The 19,708-nt window shown below is 67.3% G+C and carries 20 protein-coding genes; 4 read left to right on the forward strand and 16 right to left on the reverse strand.

Annotation, left to right across the window (positions count from 1 at the left end; all coding sequences use genetic code 11):
- Positions 1 to 205: 205 nt before the first annotated feature.
- From ACJ73U_RS32110 to ACJ73U_RS32155, 10 genes are all read right to left on the reverse strand, one after another.
- Positions 206 to 1,402, reverse strand: coding sequence for a hypothetical protein (locus ACJ73U_RS32110; protein WP_407781487.1), 1,197 nt, complete (start codon positions 1,400 to 1,402; stop codon positions 206 to 208).
- Positions 1,403 to 2,337: 935 nt separating this feature from the next.
- Positions 2,338 to 2,559, reverse strand: a complete 222-nt coding sequence (locus tag ACJ73U_RS32115) for a hypothetical protein (RefSeq protein WP_407781488.1) — start codon at positions 2,557 to 2,559, stop codon at positions 2,338 to 2,340.
- A gap of 466 nt (positions 2,560 to 3,025) precedes the next feature.
- Positions 3,026 to 3,457 carry a hypothetical protein gene (locus ACJ73U_RS32120; RefSeq protein WP_407781489.1) on the reverse strand — a complete coding sequence of 144 codons (432 nt, stop codon included), beginning with the start codon at positions 3,455 to 3,457 and terminating at the stop codon, positions 3,026 to 3,028.
- A 209-nt stretch (positions 3,458 to 3,666) separates the two neighbouring features.
- Complete coding sequence (locus ACJ73U_RS32125) at positions 3,667 to 3,819, reverse strand: hypothetical protein (protein WP_407781490.1); 153 nt, start codon at positions 3,817 to 3,819, stop codon at positions 3,667 to 3,669.
- The gene (locus ACJ73U_RS32130; RefSeq protein WP_407781491.1) at positions 3,816 to 4,712 is read right to left on the reverse strand and encodes a class II glutamine amidotransferase; all 897 of its coding nucleotides are present in this window, start codon (positions 4,710 to 4,712) and stop codon (positions 3,816 to 3,818) included. The genes ACJ73U_RS32125 and ACJ73U_RS32130 overlap by 4 nt, the downstream gene beginning before the upstream one ends.
- The gene (locus ACJ73U_RS32135; protein WP_407781492.1) at positions 4,700 to 5,893 is read right to left on the reverse strand and encodes a hypothetical protein; all 1,194 of its coding nucleotides are present in this window, start codon (positions 5,891 to 5,893) and stop codon (positions 4,700 to 4,702) included. Before ACJ73U_RS32135 ends, ACJ73U_RS32130 begins: the two co-directional genes overlap by 13 nt.
- 425 nt (positions 5,894 to 6,318) lie before the next feature.
- Positions 6,319 to 6,792 carry a single-stranded DNA-binding protein gene (locus tag ACJ73U_RS32140; RefSeq protein WP_407781493.1) on the reverse strand — a complete coding sequence of 158 codons (474 nt, stop codon included), beginning with the start codon at positions 6,790 to 6,792 and terminating at the stop codon, positions 6,319 to 6,321.
- A 296-nt stretch (positions 6,793 to 7,088) separates the two neighbouring features.
- Complete coding sequence (locus ACJ73U_RS32145; protein ID WP_407781494.1) at positions 7,089 to 7,544, reverse strand: hypothetical protein; 456 nt, start codon at positions 7,542 to 7,544, stop codon at positions 7,089 to 7,091.
- Between the two features lie 78 nt (positions 7,545 to 7,622).
- Positions 7,623 to 8,960 (reverse strand): hypothetical protein, encoded by a 1,338-nt coding sequence (locus ACJ73U_RS32150; RefSeq protein WP_407781495.1) that lies wholly within the window; start codon positions 8,958 to 8,960, stop codon positions 7,623 to 7,625.
- A 248-nt stretch (positions 8,961 to 9,208) separates the two neighbouring features.
- The gene (locus ACJ73U_RS32155) at positions 9,209 to 9,376 is read right to left on the reverse strand and encodes a hypothetical protein (protein ID WP_407781496.1); all 168 of its coding nucleotides are present in this window, start codon (positions 9,374 to 9,376) and stop codon (positions 9,209 to 9,211) included.
- 575 nt (positions 9,377 to 9,951) lie between these two features.
- On the opposite strand from ACJ73U_RS32155, the gene ACJ73U_RS32160 reads away from it, so the two are divergent.
- Complete coding sequence (locus tag ACJ73U_RS32160; RefSeq protein ID WP_407781497.1) at positions 9,952 to 10,266, forward strand: hypothetical protein; 315 nt, start codon at positions 9,952 to 9,954, stop codon at positions 10,264 to 10,266.
- Between the two features lie 4 nt (positions 10,267 to 10,270).
- Here ACJ73U_RS32160 and ACJ73U_RS32165 read toward each other — a convergent pair whose 3' ends face one another.
- The 3 genes from ACJ73U_RS32165 to ACJ73U_RS32175 all read right to left on the reverse strand — a co-directional run bounded on the left by ACJ73U_RS32165 (position 10,271) and on the right by ACJ73U_RS32175 (position 12,671).
- On the reverse strand, positions 10,271 to 11,137 hold the full coding sequence (locus ACJ73U_RS32165) for a hypothetical protein (RefSeq protein WP_407781498.1): 867 nt from the start codon (positions 11,135 to 11,137) through the stop codon (positions 10,271 to 10,273).
- A 161-nt stretch (positions 11,138 to 11,298) separates the two neighbouring features.
- Complete coding sequence (locus ACJ73U_RS32170) at positions 11,299 to 12,015, reverse strand: hypothetical protein (protein WP_407781499.1); 717 nt, start codon at positions 12,013 to 12,015, stop codon at positions 11,299 to 11,301.
- Positions 12,012 to 12,671: a hypothetical protein gene (locus tag ACJ73U_RS32175; RefSeq protein ID WP_407781500.1), complete on the reverse strand. Its 660-nt coding sequence runs from the start codon at positions 12,669 to 12,671 to the stop codon at positions 12,012 to 12,014. Before ACJ73U_RS32175 ends, ACJ73U_RS32170 begins: the two co-directional genes overlap by 4 nt.
- Between ACJ73U_RS32175 and ACJ73U_RS32180 the strand changes: the two genes are divergently transcribed.
- Positions 12,670 to 12,900 (forward strand): hypothetical protein, encoded by a 231-nt coding sequence (locus ACJ73U_RS32180; RefSeq protein WP_407781501.1) that lies wholly within the window; start codon positions 12,670 to 12,672, stop codon positions 12,898 to 12,900. The genes ACJ73U_RS32175 and ACJ73U_RS32180 overlap by 2 nt on opposite strands.
- Positions 12,901 to 13,098: 198 nt before the next feature.
- Here the strand turns inward: ACJ73U_RS32180 and ACJ73U_RS32185 are convergent, their stop codons facing one another.
- Genes ACJ73U_RS32185 through ACJ73U_RS32195 form a run of 3 tightly spaced genes read right to left on the reverse strand, consistent with a single transcriptional unit; the run spans position 13,099 to position 15,199 of the window.
- Entirely contained in the window at positions 13,099 to 13,962 is an 864-nt protein-coding gene (locus ACJ73U_RS32185; RefSeq protein WP_407781502.1) for a hypothetical protein, read from the reverse strand.
- 31 nt (positions 13,963 to 13,993) lie between these two features.
- A complete protein-coding gene (locus tag ACJ73U_RS32190) occupies positions 13,994 to 14,503 on the reverse strand; it encodes a hypothetical protein (protein ID WP_407781503.1) in 510 nt (169 codons plus the stop codon).
- Positions 14,504 to 14,554: 51 nt separating this feature from the next.
- Positions 14,555 to 15,199, reverse strand: a complete 645-nt coding sequence (locus ACJ73U_RS32195) for a hypothetical protein (RefSeq protein WP_407781504.1) — start codon at positions 15,197 to 15,199, stop codon at positions 14,555 to 14,557.
- Between the two features lie 826 nt (positions 15,200 to 16,025).
- Between ACJ73U_RS32195 and ACJ73U_RS32200 the strand changes: the two genes are divergently transcribed.
- Both ACJ73U_RS32200 and ACJ73U_RS32205 read left to right on the forward strand, forming a co-directional pair.
- On the forward strand, positions 16,026 to 17,267 hold the full coding sequence (locus ACJ73U_RS32200; RefSeq protein ID WP_407781505.1) for a tyrosine-type recombinase/integrase: 1,242 nt from the start codon (positions 16,026 to 16,028) through the stop codon (positions 17,265 to 17,267).
- Entirely contained in the window at positions 17,267 to 19,483 is a 2,217-nt protein-coding gene (locus ACJ73U_RS32205) for a tyrosine-type recombinase/integrase (protein WP_407781506.1), read from the forward strand. The genes ACJ73U_RS32200 and ACJ73U_RS32205 overlap by 1 nt, the downstream gene beginning before the upstream one ends.
- The last annotated feature ends 225 nt before the right edge of the window (positions 19,484 to 19,708 follow it).

Below are 19,708 nucleotides of genomic sequence, written 5' to 3' on the forward strand. Positions count from 1 at the left end.
GATTTGCTTCCGCACACTGCGAGTGCCAGAGGTGTGTGATCTTTTGATCTTGTGAGTCTTGGGGGTGCTGAGTGATCTTGGGATGCGGTGGTGAGCTGAGGGGAATGCGTGAGGTTGTGGAGAGGGTGGGGGGATGGCCCTGGGGAGGCTGTGGGAGATTAATCCGTGTCGGGTCCCGGCCACCGGTCGGGACCCGACACACGGGTCAGGCGGCGGCGGTCGCGGGCGCGGACTCGTCGGCGGGCTCGTCGGCCGGCTCGTCGGGCGGGCACAGGAAGTCGTGCATGCAGTCGGGGCAGAACGTGATGTCCTTGCCGCTGGTGGCTGCGGGGACTCCGTCCCCTCGACCGGCGTTCCACGCCTTGATCAGCTCGGCTTCGGTGGCGTAGCTGCGTTCGCACTCGAAACAGTGCTGGTAAAGCTCATCCTCGGCGGGTGCCTCGCCCGGTTCTTCGGCGGGCTCCTCGGCCGGCTTCTCGGTCTCGGTGTCGAGTTGGCGGCACTCGACACACTGACCGTCACGGACTTGGCGGACGCTTCCGCACTGGCACGCGTCGGCGTTGGGGGCCTGACTGCCTGCGGCGGGGGCCGCGACTAGGGCTGTGTTGGCCTTGCCCCATGCCGCGATCAGGGCGCGGGCGTGACCGGGTACGGCTTCCCAGTCGCGGTTGAGCAGAGTGCGGGCGGTGGCGGGGTGGTGCCGTGACGCGATGTAGGTGCAGCGGGCGGCAACGAGCAACGCGGCTTGCGCGAAGGGGTCCGCGAACACGAACCCGGCGGGCAACGACGGGATACCCTCGCGACCACGGTCGCGACACTCGGTGCACAGTCCGTCGTCGAACAGGTCGCCTTCGCGCACGTGGGGGGCGTGGTCGGTGCGGGTGCGTTCGCTGTAGCAGTGCACACAGTCCAGGCCACGGAGGGCGTGTAGGGCGGCTTTGTCGTAGTCCAGGGCGTAGGCGTCGGGGCGGTCCTTGCCGCGCCATGGCTCGTCGTCGACTCCGGCACGGCCGGTGTCGGGGTCGTGGTACGCGGCGGTGTCCTTGCGGGCCTGTCGCTGGTCGCGGCGGGCGCGTAGCTCCCACTCGTTGACCGGCGTGCCCCTGCGGGTCCTCACCTGTCCCGCGCGGGGTTCGGACTGGCGCGGGCGGTCGTCGGCGGGCAGCTCGGGGACCTGGCGGTGTTCCCACTCGTCCCGCGCGGGCGCGCATGCCTCGATGACCTTGCGGCCGGTCTCGTCGGAACGCTGCCACAGGACGGTGAGCTTGGGTCGTGCTACCGCGTTCGGACGTGACAGGATGTCGGCGCACTCGTTGAGCAGGGTCAACACTGTGGGGTGCACGTTGTCCAGGAGCTGCGCCATGGTGCGCTTGGCCTGCTTAAGATCACCCTTTTTGATCATGGTCGCGACGTCAGCGACCGCATCGGACACACACGGGGTCTGTGACATGAGAATCAGAATCCCTATCGAATCAGCTTGTCGACTCGTCGAGCTTTGGCGTTCTCGACGTCCTTACAGTTGCGATCCTATCGACAATGCGCGGAATATACAAGCATTTCCGAATGATTCGCCCCATTTATTTCGTCACATTCGACCGTCCGAACTCCGGAAATAACTCTTTGTTCAACATGCGATTAGGACAGCAGCCAGCGAGAATTGACTCCAATTCCAATCCGATGCTTTCTTTTTAACCCTCTTTTTCTGCCAGCCCCCTTCGCGCTTTTAGGGCCTGGTGGCGGGGTGGTCGGGTCAAGGGTCGAGCTTTAGCTCGATCGGCGAAGCCGACGCCGTCAGGCGCCCTTGAGGCGACCACCCCGCCATGAGATCCTGCGAAAAGCGAAGGGTGCTTGGTGAGTCGCGGCTGCGACCCCTCTGAGCAGCGGAACCAGCAGTACCCCGTGATGCTCTTGGGTGCCGGCCACTGGCTAGACTGGCGTGGCCTGGCGCACCTCGGTGTCAATCAGCCCGTCGACTCGTCAGGCACGTGCCAGCACGGTCTTTGGCGAGGCCGCCCCTGTGGGGTGGCAAGCCCTGCGGGGCTTCCGTGCTGGCACCCTCCCCCACTCCTCGAGTACCCCTGGTCTCTCCTGACCTGTCTGTGCAGCGTCGTGCGCCCGGAGGTTTACCGCACTGGTCAGTAACCCGCGTAAGCCGGCCCTCGCTTCGCGGGTGCTGGGTCGGTGTGGGGCGCCGCCTCTGGCGGCGTTGTGGGGCCGGACCAGCCGGCGGCTCGTGCCGTGGGTAGTGGTTCACGGTGCCGTCGTACAGGGGAAACGTCACAGTGCCGCGCTGCCAGTCGGCTCGTTCCGGTCCTGTCCTGCTGAGGGCTACGTGGTCTACGCGGTGACCTGTCGCGCCGGCGGTAGGAGGGTGCCGGTGAGGGTTTGGCGGACCGTGGTCCGCCCACCGCGGTGGCTATCGCAGGTGAGTAGGTTGGGACAGACGACGGTCTCGCCGGGCTGTGGGTCGCGGTCGTCGTAGACGGTGCGGCATCCGCAGGCGAGGAACGCGAACGTGATGGCTCGCGTGCTCTGTTGCAGGTCGACGGGCATGGACACGGGTGTGACCCTCCTTGCTGTGGGTGAGGCTGAGATCGACGCGGCAGCCCCGTAACGGGGCTGGGGCGCGGGGGCTGGTCAGATCAGGTAAACGGCGGCCGCGCGCAGCGCGGCGGTGACGTAGTTCTCGCAGCCGACTACGACCCATCGGTCCACGACAGCGTGGTCCGCGCGCTCCTGTGGCGACATGTCGGGTAGTGGGGTGTCGCACTCGGTGCAGTCGGCGCTGAGGAGGGCGCAGGTCCAGCACGTCTGGGGCCGGTAGCCGTCACGTTGCAGGTGCTGGTCGAGTTGTTGGAGGGCGTGGTCGATGTCGACGGGTACGGGGAGCCCGACCCGCTGACCCTCCCCGTCGCCGCAGCAGGTTTGGACGCAGGCCGGGCACCAGCCCCGGTAGGTCAGCGCGGCTCGACGCCGGCACCGCTGACACCGTGGACGGTGCCACCGAGGAAGACCACCGAGCACCTCAGGCCCTCCCCTCGGTGTGTGAGTCGAAGGCGGTGTCGGATGCGCTAGCCGCTAGCAGCCACGCAGCGGTGGGAGTGCGCAGCACCAGGTAGAACCACGCGACGGCGTGCTGCCAGTCCCGAACGCACAGGAAGCAGTCGCTGCTGGTGCGGCGCCAGCTGCCGGGCACCCGGTAGGTGTAGGTGCGGTGGCCGCCGCACACCTCGCACTCGGTGCGCCAGAACCGGCAGGCCGGTGAGACCGTGTAGAAGCCGCCGCTGAGGCAGGCCGGACAGCCACACAGGTCGGTCGCCGGGCCTCCGGCCGAGGGTGGTGTGGTGGGCAGCGGCTGGTGGTAGGGCGGTCGCGGGATGAGCGAGTCGTGTGCGCGGTACCCGAAGTCGCCCAGGCCCGTGCGGGCGTTCGGGTCCGGTGTGGCTGCGAGCGACAACCGAGGTCCTCCTTCGAGGGTGGGCCCTCGGCCGGGCACCCGGGGAGGGAGGTGCCCGACCGAGGCGTGAGCCGGCAGCAACGCTGGCGGGTGTGCCTGGCTCTTTCTGGGTGATCAACGAGAAGCTGCGGCCGGCGGACCGCCGACACAGGCCCACCCCGCACAGCGTGATGTGCGGGGCAGACCTCTGTCCGCACTGGAGCCGTGTGTCACGACTTCCGGGAGTCGTCGCCGAAGAGGATGTAGAGGCAGGTGATCACGACCAGGGCCTCAGTCCACGATCCGAGCGCTTTCGCGAGCGTGTAGCCGAGCGTGTAGCCGAGTATGCAGACGGCGAGGCGGGCGAGGATGTAGATGATCACGAGGCCTCCCGCGCGAGCCAGTCCGGCGATGGGCGCCCGGACTCGTCGTCGCCGACGAGCGTCACGAGGTCGCCCGCCCAGTTGACCTCATCGCGGTCGCGAGGCTGTGCGGTGGCACGGGCTGGCGTGTAACAGAGGCAGTCTTCTTCCCATGCCTGGCAGTCGACGCATGCGGAGCAGACGTCGCAGTAGCCGGTCATCGGGTTGATCTGGCCCTCGGCCTCGCACACCCCGCACGGTGCGAGGTACTCCGGCGGCCAGTCGGCGCGTGTGGCCGGCCAGTCGTCGTCCCACCAGCCTGGCGCTGTCTCCCACATCCCGGTGGGGCGCTGCTGGTAGTCCATGTTGGAGTACCAGATCCCGTTGTCCCAGTTCCCGGCCTGTTCGTTCAGCAGGATCGCGCGGTCACCGTAGGCGGGGTCCACGGTCAAGATCAGGACCTTGTTCGACGGGCCAAGCCATTGTTCGAAACGACGCCGTGCCTTGCGGTGCGCGAGCGACCCGAAAGGCCGCATTGGCAGGAGGTCCTCGGCCGCGATCCGTGTGTCCGATCGGCGGTCCCCTCTGGCCGGATGTACCTCGTCGGGGAGGATCCCGTTGTGGGCCATCACGGTGCGGCGGTCACCACCCACCCGGAACGGGTGACAGTTGGCTTTCGTCACTCCACCGTGTGTCCCGAACCGGCTGTGGAACAGCGCCGGACCGTCCGCGTGCCGCTCGCGGACCGCAGCGAACTCCTTGATCATGATCTCGGGGTCCAGGCTGTGGCCGACGATGATCCGGTTTCCCGTGACCACGGCGTAACCATGCCCGTCCCGGTTGCGCTCCGCACCGTTACCGAGTGCGTCGGTGTCGGGCTGAATGCCCGCGGGGACGTAGGTCAGCATGCACATGGCAGCTCCTGTGTGTCGTCGATGTCGGTGGCTGCCATCTCGTGGGCCAGTGCCCGGTACTGCGGGCGGGGTTCGACCCAGGCGCGGAACGCCGGCCACTGCCAACCCCCGTGGCGGGTGATGTCGCGGGTGGTGAGCGTGCGCGTGTACTCCACCGACGCGGCGGCCAGATCGAGCGCGGCGTGCACTTCCTGTTCAGTCAGGGAACTCGCGAAGATCCGCAGTTCGAGCGTGTCGGTGTTGTTGGTGTTGATGGCCGAGTACCGCTCTCCCCAGGCTTCGCCCTTCGCGAGGGTCTTCGCGTTGCGGCGGTTGTGTTCGCTGAACGCCGCCCAGCGCGGCTCGTTGCGCCGCGCGATGCGGATCACCTGCCGTTGGTTGCGGTAGAAGAACTTCAACCACCGGTAGATGTGCAGCGGTCCGTCGAACGCGGCCCGGCTGATGTGCACGTGCAGGCCATTGCCGTCCGGGCTGCACCCCGTGCCGCGTAGCTTCGCGAGCATTGGCCAGGGGAAGTGCTCGGCTGCCCAGTCATGGGACATCGGGTGTGTCACGATCTCGAACCCGCGCTTGATCGACGAGTCCGACTTCAGATACCCCAGGGTTCCCAACTCTGAGGTCGCGAGGTGTGCCGCCTTGTCCAGCTCTCCACGCGGCGTGTTGATCTCCAGCTCAAGTCCCAAGTAGAGCGGACCGATGCCGTGGAAATCCGGGACAGGCTTGTGGCTGTAGTCGTGAACCAGGCCGCTGTACTCACTGCCGCTGACGTAGTCGTCCGCGTCATCGCAGTCGTCGCAGTCGTCAGCGTCATCCTCGTCGCAGTCTTCGCAGTCGTCGCCGGAGAGGATCCACTCCGCGCAGCCCTCGCAGCGCCAGTACCGGTCCTGCACACAGGCGGGGCACACGGCTTCGCCGTCCCACCGAGTCGTGACGTGGCAATCGTCGCGTGCGAAACGCTGGCAGTGGTAACACTCGGTGTAGTAGGTACTCACGCACCAGTGGCACACGCGACCGTCGGGATACGCGGCCTCCGATTGGTCGGCCGGCTCCAGGTCCGCGCAGTAGACGCATTCGATGGAAGCGGCGACGCAGTCTGGACAGAGACCGGACCTCGTCGTATACGGGTCAACGTGCGCGTAGCACCGGTGGCACTCGTCTTCCGCTATCGTTACGGCAGGCATTTCAGAAAGACACCCTTTCTGGAATGTGGAGAGGCCCGGCGTAGGTAGCAGCCCACGCCGGGCCTCGAAAAGATCAGCTTTCGTTGATCGCCTGCGGGACACCAGGTCCCGCGCATCGCTCCCTGAAACGGGACGACACCACAGCACTCACATCGACTGTCGCGTTCGGACAGTCACTACGGGCACACAGCGAAGCCGTGTACCCGAAGAAACCAGCCGAGCCGCTCGGGCAGACGATTAGTCAGTGCTGCGCAAGTGGTTGGCTGCCACTCGAACGCGTTCGCTTACCGGGGGCACAACACCGCGTTCGACGTCCCGCCTCGAGTCGGCGCCCGAACGGAGGTGTCCAGGCCAACTCCACTGGCGACAGGACAGGGAGTGCCGCGCGAGGGCACGGCACTCCCTGTCCTGGAGTAGTGCGGTGATCAGAAGGGCGGTCGGTCGCTACCGGCCCCGGCGCCGACCAACTCGCGGTCGGCGGGTGCCTCGCCCCACGGGTCGTCAGTGGGCTGCCCCGACTGCGACTGCCCGCCCCGGCTGGCCTTCTGCACCGTCGCGACCTGCCACCGCAGGTCCGGGCCAACCGAGTCGACCTCCATCTCCACGACGGTGCGCTTCTCACCCTCGCGGGTCTCGAAGCTGCGCTGCTTCAGCCGCCCGACCACGATCACCCGCATGCCCCGACGCAGCGACTCCGCCACGTGCTCCGCGAAGTCCTGCCACACGGTGCACCGCATGAACAGCGCCTGACCGTCCTTCCACTCCCCCGTCGCCCTGTCCCGCATGCGCGGAGTCTGCGCGACCGAGAAGTTCGCCACCGCCGTGCCGCTCTGCGTGAACCGCAACTCGGGGTCCGCGGTCACATTGCCGATCAACGTCATGGTGGGCTCGTTGGCCATCGGTAACTCCTTCGCTCGATTGTTCCCTACCCACACCGAGTGGTGCGGGATCGGGGTGATGTCGATCTGGACTGCGTAGTTCAGGTCGGGGTGGGGAACGGCGGGGGTTCTGGGACGGCCGGTCGGGGAAGATCGCCGAAGGCGACCGAGCGAAGCTCGGCTTGTCTTCCCCGGGCGGGTGGCCCAGGTTCATCGGCGGGCCACGCCCCGACCTGAAACGCTGAGGGCAGATCGACCTCTCCCCGGTCCCGGACCCGGCTCACTCCCCGGCCGCCCCTGTGCTGTTCTCCCCTGCCTCAGCTTCTACGTCCTCTGTGGACCCGGCCCTCGAAGGCTTGGACACGGTCGGCATGGGCAGGTCGACGGTCCGGTGTCAATCCCTGGCCGGTGCGATGGGATCCGACCGAGAGGGCCGCGCCGTCGGTTCGATACCGACCTGGAGAGTCAGGTGGCTTCGGGTAGCCGTCCGGTGCGGTAGTCGCGGCACGTGGGTGCGTCATCGTCGCCGCAGATTCCGATGTCGCGCCGATGAAGCGGGCACAGGTCGTAGGCCTCGCACAGTCGGTGATCTGCGCATCGGTGAGGGTCGCGACGATGGCCGCGATCCTCCGCCCCTGCCACGTGGTCACGTCGGCCTCGTCGCCGGCCAACACCAGAAGCAGGTCATCGAACCTCTCGTCACCGTCGTGGCCGATGAGAGCGTGCACCTGCTCGACGGTCGCTGTTGTCGGAACATCGGGGGTGTCGGTCATCGCGTTGTACCTCGTCTCGTGTCGGTTCGTGGTTGTCGGATTGGCGTGGTGGTGGCGGGACATCGCGCCCGGGGGTGGTCAGAACATGTGGAACTGGGCGGCGGCGGCCCAGGCGTTGGGGAACGCCGGGCCGGTCTTGTTGATCGCGGTGGCCGGTGCGATGGTCAGGAACTGCTCGGCGGTGGTCTTGCCGTCGGCAAGCAGCAACGGCTCCCGGTGGCGTAGCCACGCACGGGGATGGGTGTCGTCGGGGAACCTCACGTCGCCGACGGTCAGCGGAACGCCGGCGACGTGGGCGCGCTGGTCGAGCCGGGCGCGCATCGCGGCGGGGTCGCCGATGTCAAGGATGCGCACCGATCGGGCGTGGTTGACCTTGCCGTCAGTGCGGGGCGAGAGCGTGCGCCGCACGTCGTAGACCGCCCACGGCAACGCGGCGACGAGCCGCTCGAACGCCGCCAACACCTCGGCGGTACCGGGGCTGTTCCGCAGCAGCGTCAGCAACCGCTCCCCCTTGATCAACCCCTGGGTAGCGTTCAGCGCGGTCGCAACGAACTCCATCACCAGAGCCAGCACGCCCGCCTCCGGCTCGGCGATGAACCTCGCCACGGTCTCCACCCGACCAGCTTTGTTCGCTAACGCGAATGGACAGTAGGTGCAGGCACTCTTGATCCACTTCATGTGGAAGAGTTCCTCCAGGCACGCCAGCGCGCGGGCGCGATCCCACTTCCAGGTCCGCAACGGGTACTCGCCGGTGCGCGTCGCGGTGTTGTATTTCGCGTCGCGCTCCGCGCGCCCTCGCTCGTTGAGTTCGTAGCCCATGATGTGCCGGTAAGGCTGGCCCTGAGTCAACTCGGCGATGACCGTGTCCAAAACCCAGGCCTTGAAGTGCTGGCTACACAACCGATCCCCGGTGGTCTGCGGGAGGGTGCCGCCGTCGAACATCTCGTTGGCCAGGGTCCAGGCACCGACCAGGTGCAGCCGGTCCGGCGACCGGGTGTCGGACAGGATGTCGATCCCGTCAGCCTCCGACGGGCCGCGGCGGGCGACCTGGATGTAGCGCACCTTGGCGGCAGCCATCCGTGGCAGCAGGTGCTTCTCGACCAGCCGGCGGGTTTCGGGCCATTCCTGACCGGTCATGCCGGTGATCACCGCGAGTTCGTGCAGCTCGAAATCCCGGACTTCCGGCTCGGTGAGATAGCGCGCGAGGATCGCGCTCGAGTCGGCGCCCAGCCCGAACGCGAGCACCACTTTCGGTGGCGGTTCGCTGCGGACCGAGGCCAGCGGCAGCGAGGGTGGTTGGCGACGCAGCAGACCCAACGCGCTCTGCGCTTCGAGAACGGCCTGCAGTGCGATCTGCTCGTCGACCCGGTCCCCGAGCGGATCGCGCAGCGGACGCGGCGGCGCGGCGACGGTCATGCCGTGCTGCCTCGACCGGTGTCCAGCTCGTTGAACCCGGTCACAGCGAACGCAAAGGGGTTCTCGATGCCGGTGTGTACCCAGCGCGTCCGGGACGCGGCCATGTCGGACACTGGTTGCCTCCTCATAATTGCGGGTTGGGCTACCGAGGGACTGATGCGGCCTGGAGCAGGGTGAAGGCCTGTCCGCGGCTCAGTAGGCGTCGAACCAAAGTCAGGCTTTTGTTCAGGACAGCAAGGAAGTTGGGTTCAGCCGCTGGATACACGGCAGCAGCTCAACGGAATGCCGGGCAGGTCGTAGGAGTCGCGACCGGCGAGATGGGCGTGAGCCTTCGAGGAGGCGGCCAGCTTGTTCGTGGACGCCGGGTCGAGGGCGATAGTCACGTACTGGACGTCGCCCGGGGTGATCGCCTTCACGACGTGCCGCAGGATCGGCTTGGAGTTCCGCGAGGGCAGGTCGCATCAGACCGACCATCAACGGAATCGACACCGATCCCAGCCGGTGATCAGCCGCTTGACTGACTCCTCGGTTCATCAACGACAACCGCCACACCACTTCGGCAAGCGCGGCAGCTGCCCGACCTCGACACCTGGGGTTCTGTCACACGGATCTCCTCAGCCACCACACGACATGAAGCAACACGCCGTATGTCCACAGAACCATGACCCTGCGACAGCTGTGGTGCACCAACAGGCAACTCACGACTTCGAACTCGACTAACTGTTGGTGATCACGGAAGACGAGTGCCCGTCACGATCGAAGCAGTCAACGCTCACCGAGTCCCGCTGCTCCGGACCCGCGTAATCAGGTTTCTCTAGTCGCTCGGTGGTGGACAGTCCACTGCGACGTAAAGCCGAAGGCAGGGCTTGCCCCCGCGTGGTGGCGACGCCTAGCGACTGCGCCCACCGATGCGCGGACCGCCGTACCAAATCGACAGCGCGAACTCGGTGGCCACCCATCCCTGTTTCCCAGTGCCGCACGGGAGTTCGCCATGACCTCTGTTCCCGAAGACCTGTCCGATGTTGTCAACTACGTGCTGGAGCGAGCCGACGAGAACGACCTCGACGCCATCGCTCAGGCCATAGACCAGCGCCGGCGACAGTTGCAGAAGAACACCTCAGTCGTTGTGGCCGTCAACGCGACGGTGATCACCGGCAACGTCTTTCCAGATTACCTAGCTGGCCTGTCTGGCGTCGTCCAGCACTGGATCCGCTTTGGACTGTGCGTGGCGCGGGCGCACGTGCGAGCGCCCCACCAGGCGGGGCGGCATCGTCAGCTCGGCCTTGGCCGCTGGTCGTGCGGGTGATGCCTCAGCCGCAGGAGAACTGGAGAGCGTCGAGCCCTGGAATTGGGATATCGGCCAGGGCGCGCAGCGTCTGCTCGTGCTCGTTGTGCAAGACGAGGTCCAGTTCGGGCACCTTCTCCAGCAGCTGGCCCCGGTGTGATCGCGCGGAGTCGGCCAGGGCGCGCAGCATCCCGGGCAGGTCGGGGTCGCCGCCGCGCGGGTGACGCTCGCTTGTGACCGGCTTGTACAGCCAGCGGTTCCGGGCCTTCCAGTACCGCAGCCCCTCGCGGGGCGTCGGGCGCTGCATGCGCGACCACGCCGTGCGTTCGGTCTCGCTGGCGTGCGCCCATTCGTAGTGGTGCAGGACGTCGGCGAGCTTGATCAGCATCCCGTTGAGCTGTCGGGGCCGGTGCAGGTGCGTGCGGAAGTCCGACGCGGTCCGGTCGAGCTGGTCGCGGCGCTGGATTTCGGCGTTCATTCGCAGGTAGAGGTAGCCAAGGTAGGCATAGCCGAAGTCGTGCAGCGTGGCCTCGGTGAAGTGGGAGAAGGCACCGGTGGGGAACGCCGTGGTCGAGCCGTGGACGGCCTTGTAGACCCAGGGCAGGACGTCGTCGCTGGTGGCGTGGATCAGGCAGCGGTGCTGGACGTCGCGCTCATCGGTGGGGTCGGAGAAGGCGGTGCCGGCCCGCAGGTACACGAGCCCAGCCGGAGTGTGCAGGCCCCAGACCTCGGTGTCGCCGTCCGGGGCGAGCTGGTGGTGGGACCGGCCGAACCGGTCGCGCAGCTGCGCGACGCTGGCGGTGATGTACCCGCGGCCGGTCATGCCGGTGTCGGGTGGCGGAGCCGAGTGAGCGGTCGTGTGGATGGACAGGTCGGGATGCAGGACGGCCATGGTTTTCCGTTCGTGAGCACCGCGAAGGGGCGATGGCGGCGTGTGGTCGATGCGGACGGCAGCGGTGAGCGCCGCGGCCAGACCCGCCGGGCTTGGGGCGGCCGGCGACGGCGTCGCGCATGGAGCCGGGAGCGGGCTTGGGCCCACCAGGGGCCGGGGGTTCAGCGCCCGGCGCGGTGGGCGTCCAGGGCGGCCCGGCCGCGATGCCACAGCGGGTCGGTGACTTGGTGCGGGTTGTCGCCGTAGAGCGCCAGGCGCGACACGCGGTAGCGGCGGGCCACATGCGCCAGCACGTCGGTAGCGCGAGCCAGGTCCCACCAGTAGTGGTGCGGGTCCGGGGACAGCGCCAGCTCCAGCGAGCACACCCACGCTGTGCCGCCGGGGTGCAGTTCGACGTCCGGGCGCAGCCACAACGTGCGGTAGCGCAGCGGGTAGTCCACGGCGTCCTGCGTCCGCTCCACCTGGTCGCCGAACCCGTCCGCGAACGCCGCGAAGTAACGCCGGTACTGCTCGGCGGGGTGGTCGTCCGTGCACGGGTCGACCCGTATGGTGCCTGGCTGCATGTGCTGGTAGGCGCGGTGCGGCTTGTCCACGACGGAGCCGTGGTACTCGGTCAGGCCCGACACCAGGGCTCGCTGGTCGGTGTGGTGGCCGGCGACGTCCAGCGTCCGGACGCGGACCAGCCCGCGGTCACCGTCGGGTTCGGGGCGGATCCAGTAGCGGGCCGTGGCCATCTCGATCCATCCGTCGCCGGGGGACCAGCGCGGCACGGTCGGGTCCGGGATGGTGAGCACCGCGGTGGCGACGTGCATCGCGTCGCGATGTCCCAGGTAGGGGTGTAGAATGCGGTGCAGGCGGCGGTAGAGGCTGCGCTTCATGCAGGGTTCTCCTCCCGCTCGACGGCCACGGTGCGGTCGGCGGGCTCGGGCCACCGGTAGGGGCGGCGGTGGGCGCTGTCGCGTCGGCATATCCAGCCGACCGGGGCCAGCATCATCGGCCACGTGCAGCAGGATGGGAGGTCGAACGGTTCGGTGGGTGGGCAGGACGGCTGCCGGCACCACAGGTTGGTGTTGTGTGGTTCTGCGGTGGTGAGCGTGTCCGCCCAGTCGAGTCCGCGGGCGACGCTGATCGTTTGCTGGCCGCAGCTGGGGCAGGCGCAGCCGCGGCCGCATCGGCAGGAGGGCATCCTGGCGATGCCGCCCTGGCCGTCCGGCTCGGCGACGGCCGCGTACTCCGGGGGAAGCGGGTAGGGGCTCGGGTCGCCGGGCGGCACCTTGTAGGTGTTGGCCCACAGCTGACCGGTCGCCGAGTCGGTGAAGATCGACGCCTCGACCAGGGCGACCGGAGGGACGGTGCGTCCGTCGAACCGGTAACGATTGCCGTCCTCGTCGTAGATCAGCGCGCGCCGGTCGGCGGTGACCTCGACGGAGCGCAGCTTGCCGGTCAACGGCCGCAGCACGGCCTGGTCGCTGTAGGGGATCTCGACAGTCACCCGGTCACCGGGCGTGATCGTCGTGCGCGTCCATGCGGGCATGGTGGAGTCCTCCTCGAGAAGTGGCGAGTCGGGGTTGGTCCAGAACAGCGGCTGGGTCAGGGCGGTCGAGCAGCCGCGTGAGGTCGGCGGCGGTGGCGTCGACGACCGGGGCGCCGAGCGGGGCGCCGACCGAGCAGGCCGCGCGCTACAGCTCTGTGATCGCCTCGCGGCCGGCGTCGTGAGCCGGTCGTCGGGGCCGAACAGCGTGGTGACGGCGAGGACGTCCTAGCCGTCCTCCGGTCCCAAGATCCAGTCATCGCCTTCGCAGGCCAAGACCAGCTCGGCGCCCGTCGTACAGCCGGATGGTGAGGCGGGGACAACCGGTGACGGGCCATTTGGGATTGAGCAGCGCCAGGCAGTCGAGGGCGACCGCGACATCGGTGGGCGGGATGACCGGTCGGGGGCGTCACGCGCTTCCTCAGTGCGGTCAGAGAATGAGCGGAAGCGGGAGTTCGAGGTCGGGCTTGGGGTAGCGGCCGGGGGCCATGCCGATGACGGTGCGGGTGCGCTCGCCGCGGGTTCGGCCAAGTCGGATGGCGTAGCGGTGGTTCCCCGGGTGGCGCTGGGAACGCACCCCGACCACGTGCTTGGCCTCACGCAACCACTCGCCCGGTGTCTGGTCTGCCGTGGGTGGCGGCGCACCGAGGGCGACCAGCCGGGAGATGACCCCCTGGTGTCCACGCTCGCCACCGGTGACTTTGGCGGTGGCACGCGCGCTGAGTAAGGTTCCATCCGGGAGGAAGTCCAGGGTTCGTGGCGTGGCGCGGCCGAGATAGTCGAACCCGAGCGCCTGATACACGCCCCCGTAATGACCTCGCTTGTAACGGCGATGACCGTCGTCGGTCTCCTCCCATCTCTCCAGCGGGTCACAGAAGGCGACCAGTCCGCGAACACCGTGCGCGGCCGCGGCGCGGAACGCCCGGGCGCAGAACCATGACTCCCCGTTGAATCCCACACTGGGATCGCACACGAGTCGATTCAGTTCCAGCGCCTCGGAATTCGGGGCCAGATGCGGGAACACGTTGGTCAACACGAGATTCCGCATCGGCATGCCCAGGGCCACCACACCGACCAGCAGCGGCTTTCCACCGGCAAGGTCGAATAGGCCATAGTGGAGCTTGGTCGCGGGAAACGTTGCCGAGTAGTGGTGGCGCAGAGTGAACTCGCGCGCCACCGTCTTCCTGATCTCCGCCACACCGTATCGGGCAGGATCGAACAGATCCCTGCCGTCGAGTACCCAGTGCTGACGGCCGGTTCGCCAACGTTGAGCGCAAGTCACTGCAGCAGACACGATCCTGCTCCTGTGCTTCGGTGACGAGTGGCTACTGGACTCGACGAGCGAACCGAGCTTCGAGATCGGCAAGCCAGGACTGCATGGCCGGTGCGGTGAGCTGACGGAATCGCTCTCCGGTCACGGCCAGGCGTTCCGGAGTGCTGCGGACGTAGTAGGTCTGCGTGTCCAGAATCCCGGCGATGCGGAACAGGTAGTCGTCGAATCCCTTGACATGCCCCTGGTGCTGGGTGGCCTTGTCCAGGCCCTTGTCGAGCTTGCGGAGCGTGCGGACCATCGCCTCAGCGACCACACGGTCAACACGATAGGGCGTGCTGTAGCCTTGGAAGTAGCCCCACGCGCGCTCCTCGGAGGCGGAGAGGAAGGCACTGACCTGGAAACCGGTCAGATACAGCCCGGCACTCGGAGGAGGTGGCTCGGATGGGCTGAGCAGCCTCCCGTCCGGGCCCGGGTACACGATGGTGGCTCCCAGATTGTGGACGTGGTCGTCGTACTTGGCTTGGGAGAGCTGCACCAGGAATCCGTACTGGGGATCGGGCATGATTGGTTCCTCCTCGAGTGCGCTGTGTTGACGGGTGGTTGTGGCGCGAGGTCAGGCGGCGGGTTGGTAGCTGGCGCCCGGCACCGGCAGGTCGCCGAGCTGGGGCAGGTGGGTCACGCAGAAGCGTCGCCAGGCGATCTCGGCGTTGATCCGCGCCTGTTCCCGTCCCTTGTCTAGTGCGGACATCCCGCGTTCGCGCTGGGCTGCCTGAGTCAGTCGTCGGCGCACCAGCCAGGTGACCGCTTGCATCTGGTACGCGGTAACCGGCTGACCCCGCCGGCGAGAGATCTCCGCCGCCGCTTGGTGGTAGAGCGCGACGACATGGTCGTAATGGCGGTGGTGGATGGAACCGTTGCGGCGCTGGGCGGCCCGCAGTGGCGCGGTGTTGTACTGGGCCACGGACAGCGCCGTGCCGTGCGCGACGGACAATGCGTGCCGGTCGACCACCACGTGCGAGTGCTCCGGGGATCGGTTTCCGTTGTGCTCGATCAGGTGGGCGAACGCGAGTACTTTGGGCCCGGACAGGACCTGTTCGTAGCGTTCGCCGGCGAGGAGCCGGTCGGCGGCCTGCTTCTGGGCGGTGCTGGCGAACGCCCCGCTGCCCGCTCCCCCGATCCCGACCCGGGTGCGCAGGACCTGGGCGGCGAGAAGAAGGTTGGCGACCCAGCCTTGTTGTGGGGAGTAGACCGCGAGCATGCCCGCACCCAGATGAGCGTCACCGTCGGCGATGGCCGTGGCGATGTGGTGCGCGTCGGCATACCACTGAAGACCGCGCCGGGTCTCCTCGGTTGTCGCCTGGTTCCAGTGCCAGATGATGTTGCGGTGACATACGGGATAGGTCCGAAACCACGGATGATCCGAAGAAGACATAACGATCCCCCAACGACATGAATGACTATCGGAAGCCGACCATCACGACGGCGGCAGAACCCCGGCGCACCGATCACGCCACGGCGCGCTGGTCCGGGGCCGTGTGGGCACCGTGGCGTCGGCGCAGTTCGGCCAGCGGGAGCGGGAAGGTGCGGCCGGCGCGACGTTCCTTTAAGATCGCGACGTTCTTTCCCGTACGCTGCCGGAAGCGTTGTTCGCGGACCTCGTAATCGGTGAAGCGGTCGGGAAAGTGTTCGAGCGTGCGCAGCCAATACTTCTGGCCGCCGCGGACACACGTTGCCCGCAGTTGGCGTGCTCGAACCCCAACTCATAGGCCCGGGGCGGGCGTAGCCCCAGTGCACGCGCTTCGGCCAGCATGTCCGCCTTGGACAAATCCGGTTCGTCGAGAAGCGGGAATTCCACCCGCCATGGAAACCAACCACGCTCGATAGCCGGTGCACGCCGGCGGTCACGCGCGCTGTTGTCGATACCCACATACAGCACCGTGCGGGCCGGATCGGTGTGCTCGGTCAGCCAACGCCGGCACGGCCCTATTGACCGGACTAACAGGAGACACGCCGGCGCAGTGTCGGTCTGCGGACGGACTCCAGCGGTAGATCTCGTCACCCATTCCTTACGAGAGGTGTGTTGGGTGTTCGAGGCTGTGGAGCGTGATGTTGTGGCGATCCGGCTGCCGGCGTGGGGTCGGGTGGCGAAGTTCGAAGGTGTGGTGCCTTGGCTGGTGTTGGGGCCGGGCGATGTGCCGGTGGAGCCGGTGAGGCTGTTCCTGGTCGACTTCGTGGCTCGGGATATCCGGCTGGGTTCGGTGCGCAGCTATTGCTACGACCTGCTGCGTTGGTGGCGGTGGCTACGGGTTGTCGGTGTGGAGTGGGATCGGGCGACGTCCGCAGAGGTTCGTGACCTGGTGTTGTGGATGAAGCAGGTGACCAAGCCGCGCCGGTCGGCGCGGACGGTGTCGGCGGAGTTGGCGGGCACGATCAACCCGATTACGCGTAAGCAGTACCTGGATGACCGGTACAAGCCGGCCACGGTGCAGCACAGCAACGCGGTGCTGCGCACGTTTTACGCGTACTGGATCGAGCAGGGTCAAGGGCCGCTGATCAACCCGGTGCCGCTGGATCGCCAGGGCCGCAGGCCCCATGCCCATCACAACCCGCTGGAGCCTTTCCGACGCGAGGGACGAGTGCGCTACAACCCCAAGATCCCCAAGCGGCGTCCGCGGGCCATGGCGGACGAGCGGTGGAACGAGCTGTTCACCGCGATGGGCAGCAACCGGGACCGAGCGATCCTGGCGGTGGCGGTCTCCACGGCCGCCAGGGCCACCGAATTGCTGGGCATCACCGGCCCAGACCTGGACTGGGGTGACCAGTTGGTGCGGGTGCACCGCAAGGGCACCAGCGCCGAGCAGTGGCTGCCCGCCAGCGCGGAGGCGTTCGTCTGGCTGCGGCTCTACATCGCCGAGATCGGCGGGCTTCCACCAGCGGGGCAGTCGATCTGGCGGACACGGCGGCGCCGTCGCAAGAACGATGGACAGCTGACTTGGAAGCCGTTGAACTATGACGCCCTGCGTGCGGTCCTGCGCCGTGCCAACGCCCTGTTGGGCAGCAACTGGACCATGCACGACTTACGACACACGGCCGCTGTGCGCATGGTCCGCGACAATTCCCTGTCGTTGCGGGATGTCCAGACGATCCTCGGTCACGCCCACCTGACTACGACGCAGATCTACACCGAGGACGACGACCAAGAGGTGATTCTCCGGGTCCGCCAACATCTTGACCATCGTGAGGAGCCAACACGAAAGCAACCGTCGCCGGCGGCGGGCGGATACGAGGCCTCAGACTTGGCCGTGCTGTTCGGCGGGGAGGCGTGATGGCTCCCTCTTCGACCACCCCGTCCGGGATCACCGCGCCGCAGAGCGCGGTGGGTGGGCTTCGGTCCGACTACCTCGCGCATCGTCCATCTGAGCAGGCCGCGCGGCCGGGCGGCCTCCACGATCGGTTGTCCGTGGAACAGGCGTTGGAATTGCTGCCCTCGCTGCCGGACTGGCCCGCGCCGGGGAACGGCAAGGGGGTCGGTCGGTTGCGCGGGGCACGGACAATCCTGACTTGGCTACTCACGCATCCGGGGAACGGGTGGCAGGAGCGATGGGAGGCGTCGTCGGCCGACGCTGGGACCGAGTGGTTAGACGCCTTGGCTGCCCGTGACGACCGGACACGAAGGACCAATCGGAAGGAACTGATCAACGGGTTGTCCTGCCTGTTGCTGCGCAGGATTGTGCGGCCCAGCTATGCTTTCCTGGCCGCCTACAAGTCATTCACCTTGCTCAACACCGCCCGTGCGGTCTTCTCGCCGCACACCTTCGGTCGATTGGAAGCCGCCGGCGTGCAGGCGGGGATGAACAACCGGCACGTCACCGAAGGGCTGACGGTCATCACGAAGATCGTCCTGTACACCGGCCGCATACTCGAGGAACTCATCGCCGAGGACGTGATCGAGTTCCGCGACGACTCCGTCACGCGTGTTGGCCGGACCCCGCACGGCTGCTACGCCGCCTGGGACCTCTTGCGTGCTGGAGGCGTCCTGCCCACAACGTTGTCGATGCGCCAGACCCTACTGAAAGGACAGCGTCCCACCGCCGAGATGGTCGATGCCTACAAGATTCGCTGCCGGTCAATCCGCGACGTGCTGGTTCGCTACCTGGACGAGCGGCGTCCGGCGCTGGACTACGGATCGTTCCGGGGCCTGGTGCGAGCGTTGGCCAAGAACTTCTGGGCTGACCTCGAGCAGCACCACCCTGGCATCGACTCTCTACATCTGCCGGACGACATGGCTCATGCATGGAAACGGCGGCTGCTGCTCGTTGAGACAGCCGACACAGGCAGCCGTCCGCGGCGGCAGCGGCTGGACATCCTGACCACGGTCAGAGCCTTCTACCTGGACATCCAGGAATGGGCTCTGGAGGATCCCAGTTGGGCGCCCTGGGCGGTGCCTTGCCCGGTGCGACGAGGCGATACCGCGGGAAGGGCCAAGCAGAAGCGCTCGACTACCGCGCGGATGCACCAGCGAGTCCGGGAACGGCTCCCGCACTTGCCAGTTCTGATCGATGCCGCGGAACGCCACCTCGCTGCCTGCACTGCGCTGATGCAGGCGGCCGCCGCTGCGCCAGCAGGTGGGGACTTCGAACACGACGGGACGCGCTACCGGCGGCTGGTCCGGCGTCCGTACCGCAATGCGCAGTTCAACGCCGAGGTCACCCGAATCGTGATCGAGAACCTCGCTACCGGCACCGCGACTGAGGTGACCGTCTTGGAGGAGGATGCCTTCTGGGCATGGGCGGTCATCGAGGTCCTGCGGGACACCGGCCTGCGAGTCGAGGAACTTCTGGAGCTCACTCACCTGGCACTGGTGTCCTATCGGCTGTCCGACACCGGCGAGTTGGTCCCTCTATTGCAGGTCGTCCCGTCCAAGAGCAACGAGGAACGGCTGCTACTGGTGAGCCCAGAACTGGCAAGCGTCTTGGCGACCATCGTGACCCGGCTGCGTACGACGAACGACGGTACGATTCCGCTGGTCGCCCGTTACGACTATCACGAACGAGTGACCGATCCGCCGCTGCCGCACCTGTTCCAGCACAAGATCGGCTGGCGTCACCAGGTACTCAGCCCTCGCAAGGTTCAACAGCTGCTGAACGCTACGATGGAACGCACGGGGCTGGTCGACGCGGCGGGCGAACCGTTGCGCTACACCCCGCACGACTTCCGTAGAATTTTTGCGACCGAGGCGGTCACCGGGGGCCTGCCCGTCCATATCGCCGCCCGACTGCTCGGCCACGCCAGCCTCACCACGACTCAGGCCTATCTCGCCGTCTTCCAAGACGACCTGGTCCGCGCCTACCGGACGTTCCTCGAGCGGCGCCGCGCCACCCGGCCCCAGGCCGAATACCGTGAACCCACTGAACAGGAGTGGAACGAGTTCCAGCAGCACTTCGAGCTGCGCAAACTGGAACTGGGCACCTGCGGGCGCCCCTACGGCACTCCATGCAAACACGAGCACGCTTGCTTAACCGAAGTGATCTTGATCGAATAGTCTCGACCCTGCCTCGTTCGTAGCTCACGGACGGTGACCGACTCGGCCTTCGGAACAGTTTCCCCCGGGCGTGTCGTACACAGGAACCGTGGCTGGTCAGGCCATGCTCGACCGGCCAGTCGAGAGCTAGATGTCGGCCGCGTCGAACTGGGCGGGGCGGCCGCGTTGCGAGCAAGCGTGTTAGAACGTCAAGCTTCTGTGCCGCCGCAGCCACGGTGTGACCTC

Origin of the sequence: Actinophytocola sp. (genome assembly GCF_045807065.1) — a bacterium.
Taxonomy (GTDB): Bacteria; Actinomycetota; Actinomycetes; order Mycobacteriales; family Pseudonocardiaceae; genus Actinophytocola.

Bases quoted from the DNA above. Each gene is read 5' to 3' on its own strand.
- ACJ73U_RS32150 (WP_407781495.1), bottom strand. From the start codon at position 8,960: ATGACCGTCGCCGCGCCGCCGCGTCCGCTGCGCGATCCGCTCGGGGAC.
- ACJ73U_RS32110 (WP_407781487.1), bottom strand. From the start codon at position 1,402: ATGATCAAAAAGGGTGATCTTAAGCAGGCCAAGCGCACCATGGCGCAG.
- ACJ73U_RS32135 (WP_407781492.1), bottom strand. From the start codon at position 5,893: ATGCCTGCCGTAACGATAGCGGAAGACGAGTGCCACCGGTGCTACGCG.
- ACJ73U_RS32205 (WP_407781506.1), top strand. From the start codon at position 17,267: ATGGCTCCCTCTTCGACCACCCCGTCCGGGATCACCGCGCCGCAGAGC.
- ACJ73U_RS32175 (WP_407781500.1), bottom strand. From the start codon at position 12,671: ATGCCCGCATGGACGCGCACGACGATCACGCCCGGTGACCGGGTGACT.
- ACJ73U_RS32180 (WP_407781501.1), top strand. From the start codon at position 12,670: ATGGTGGAGTCCTCCTCGAGAAGTGGCGAGTCGGGGTTGGTCCAGAAC.
- ACJ73U_RS32195 (WP_407781504.1), bottom strand. From the start codon at position 15,199: ATGCTCGCGGTCTACTCCCCACAACAAGGCTGGGTCGCCAACCTTCTT.
- ACJ73U_RS32130 (WP_407781491.1), bottom strand. From the start codon at position 4,712: ATGTGCATGCTGACCTACGTCCCCGCGGGCATTCAGCCCGACACCGAC.
- ACJ73U_RS32190 (WP_407781503.1), bottom strand. From the start codon at position 14,503: ATGCCCGATCCCCAGTACGGATTCCTGGTGCAGCTCTCCCAAGCCAAG.
- ACJ73U_RS32165 (WP_407781498.1), bottom strand. From the start codon at position 11,137: ATGGCCGTCCTGCATCCCGACCTGTCCATCCACACGACCGCTCACTCG.
- ACJ73U_RS32170 (WP_407781499.1), bottom strand. From the start codon at position 12,015: ATGAAGCGCAGCCTCTACCGCCGCCTGCACCGCATTCTACACCCCTAC.
- ACJ73U_RS32160 (WP_407781497.1), top strand. From the start codon at position 9,952: ATGACCTCTGTTCCCGAAGACCTGTCCGATGTTGTCAACTACGTGCTG.
- ACJ73U_RS32145 (WP_407781494.1), bottom strand. From the start codon at position 7,544: ATGACCGACACCCCCGATGTTCCGACAACAGCGACCGTCGAGCAGGTG.
- ACJ73U_RS32140 (WP_407781493.1), bottom strand. From the start codon at position 6,792: ATGGCCAACGAGCCCACCATGACGTTGATCGGCAATGTGACCGCGGAC.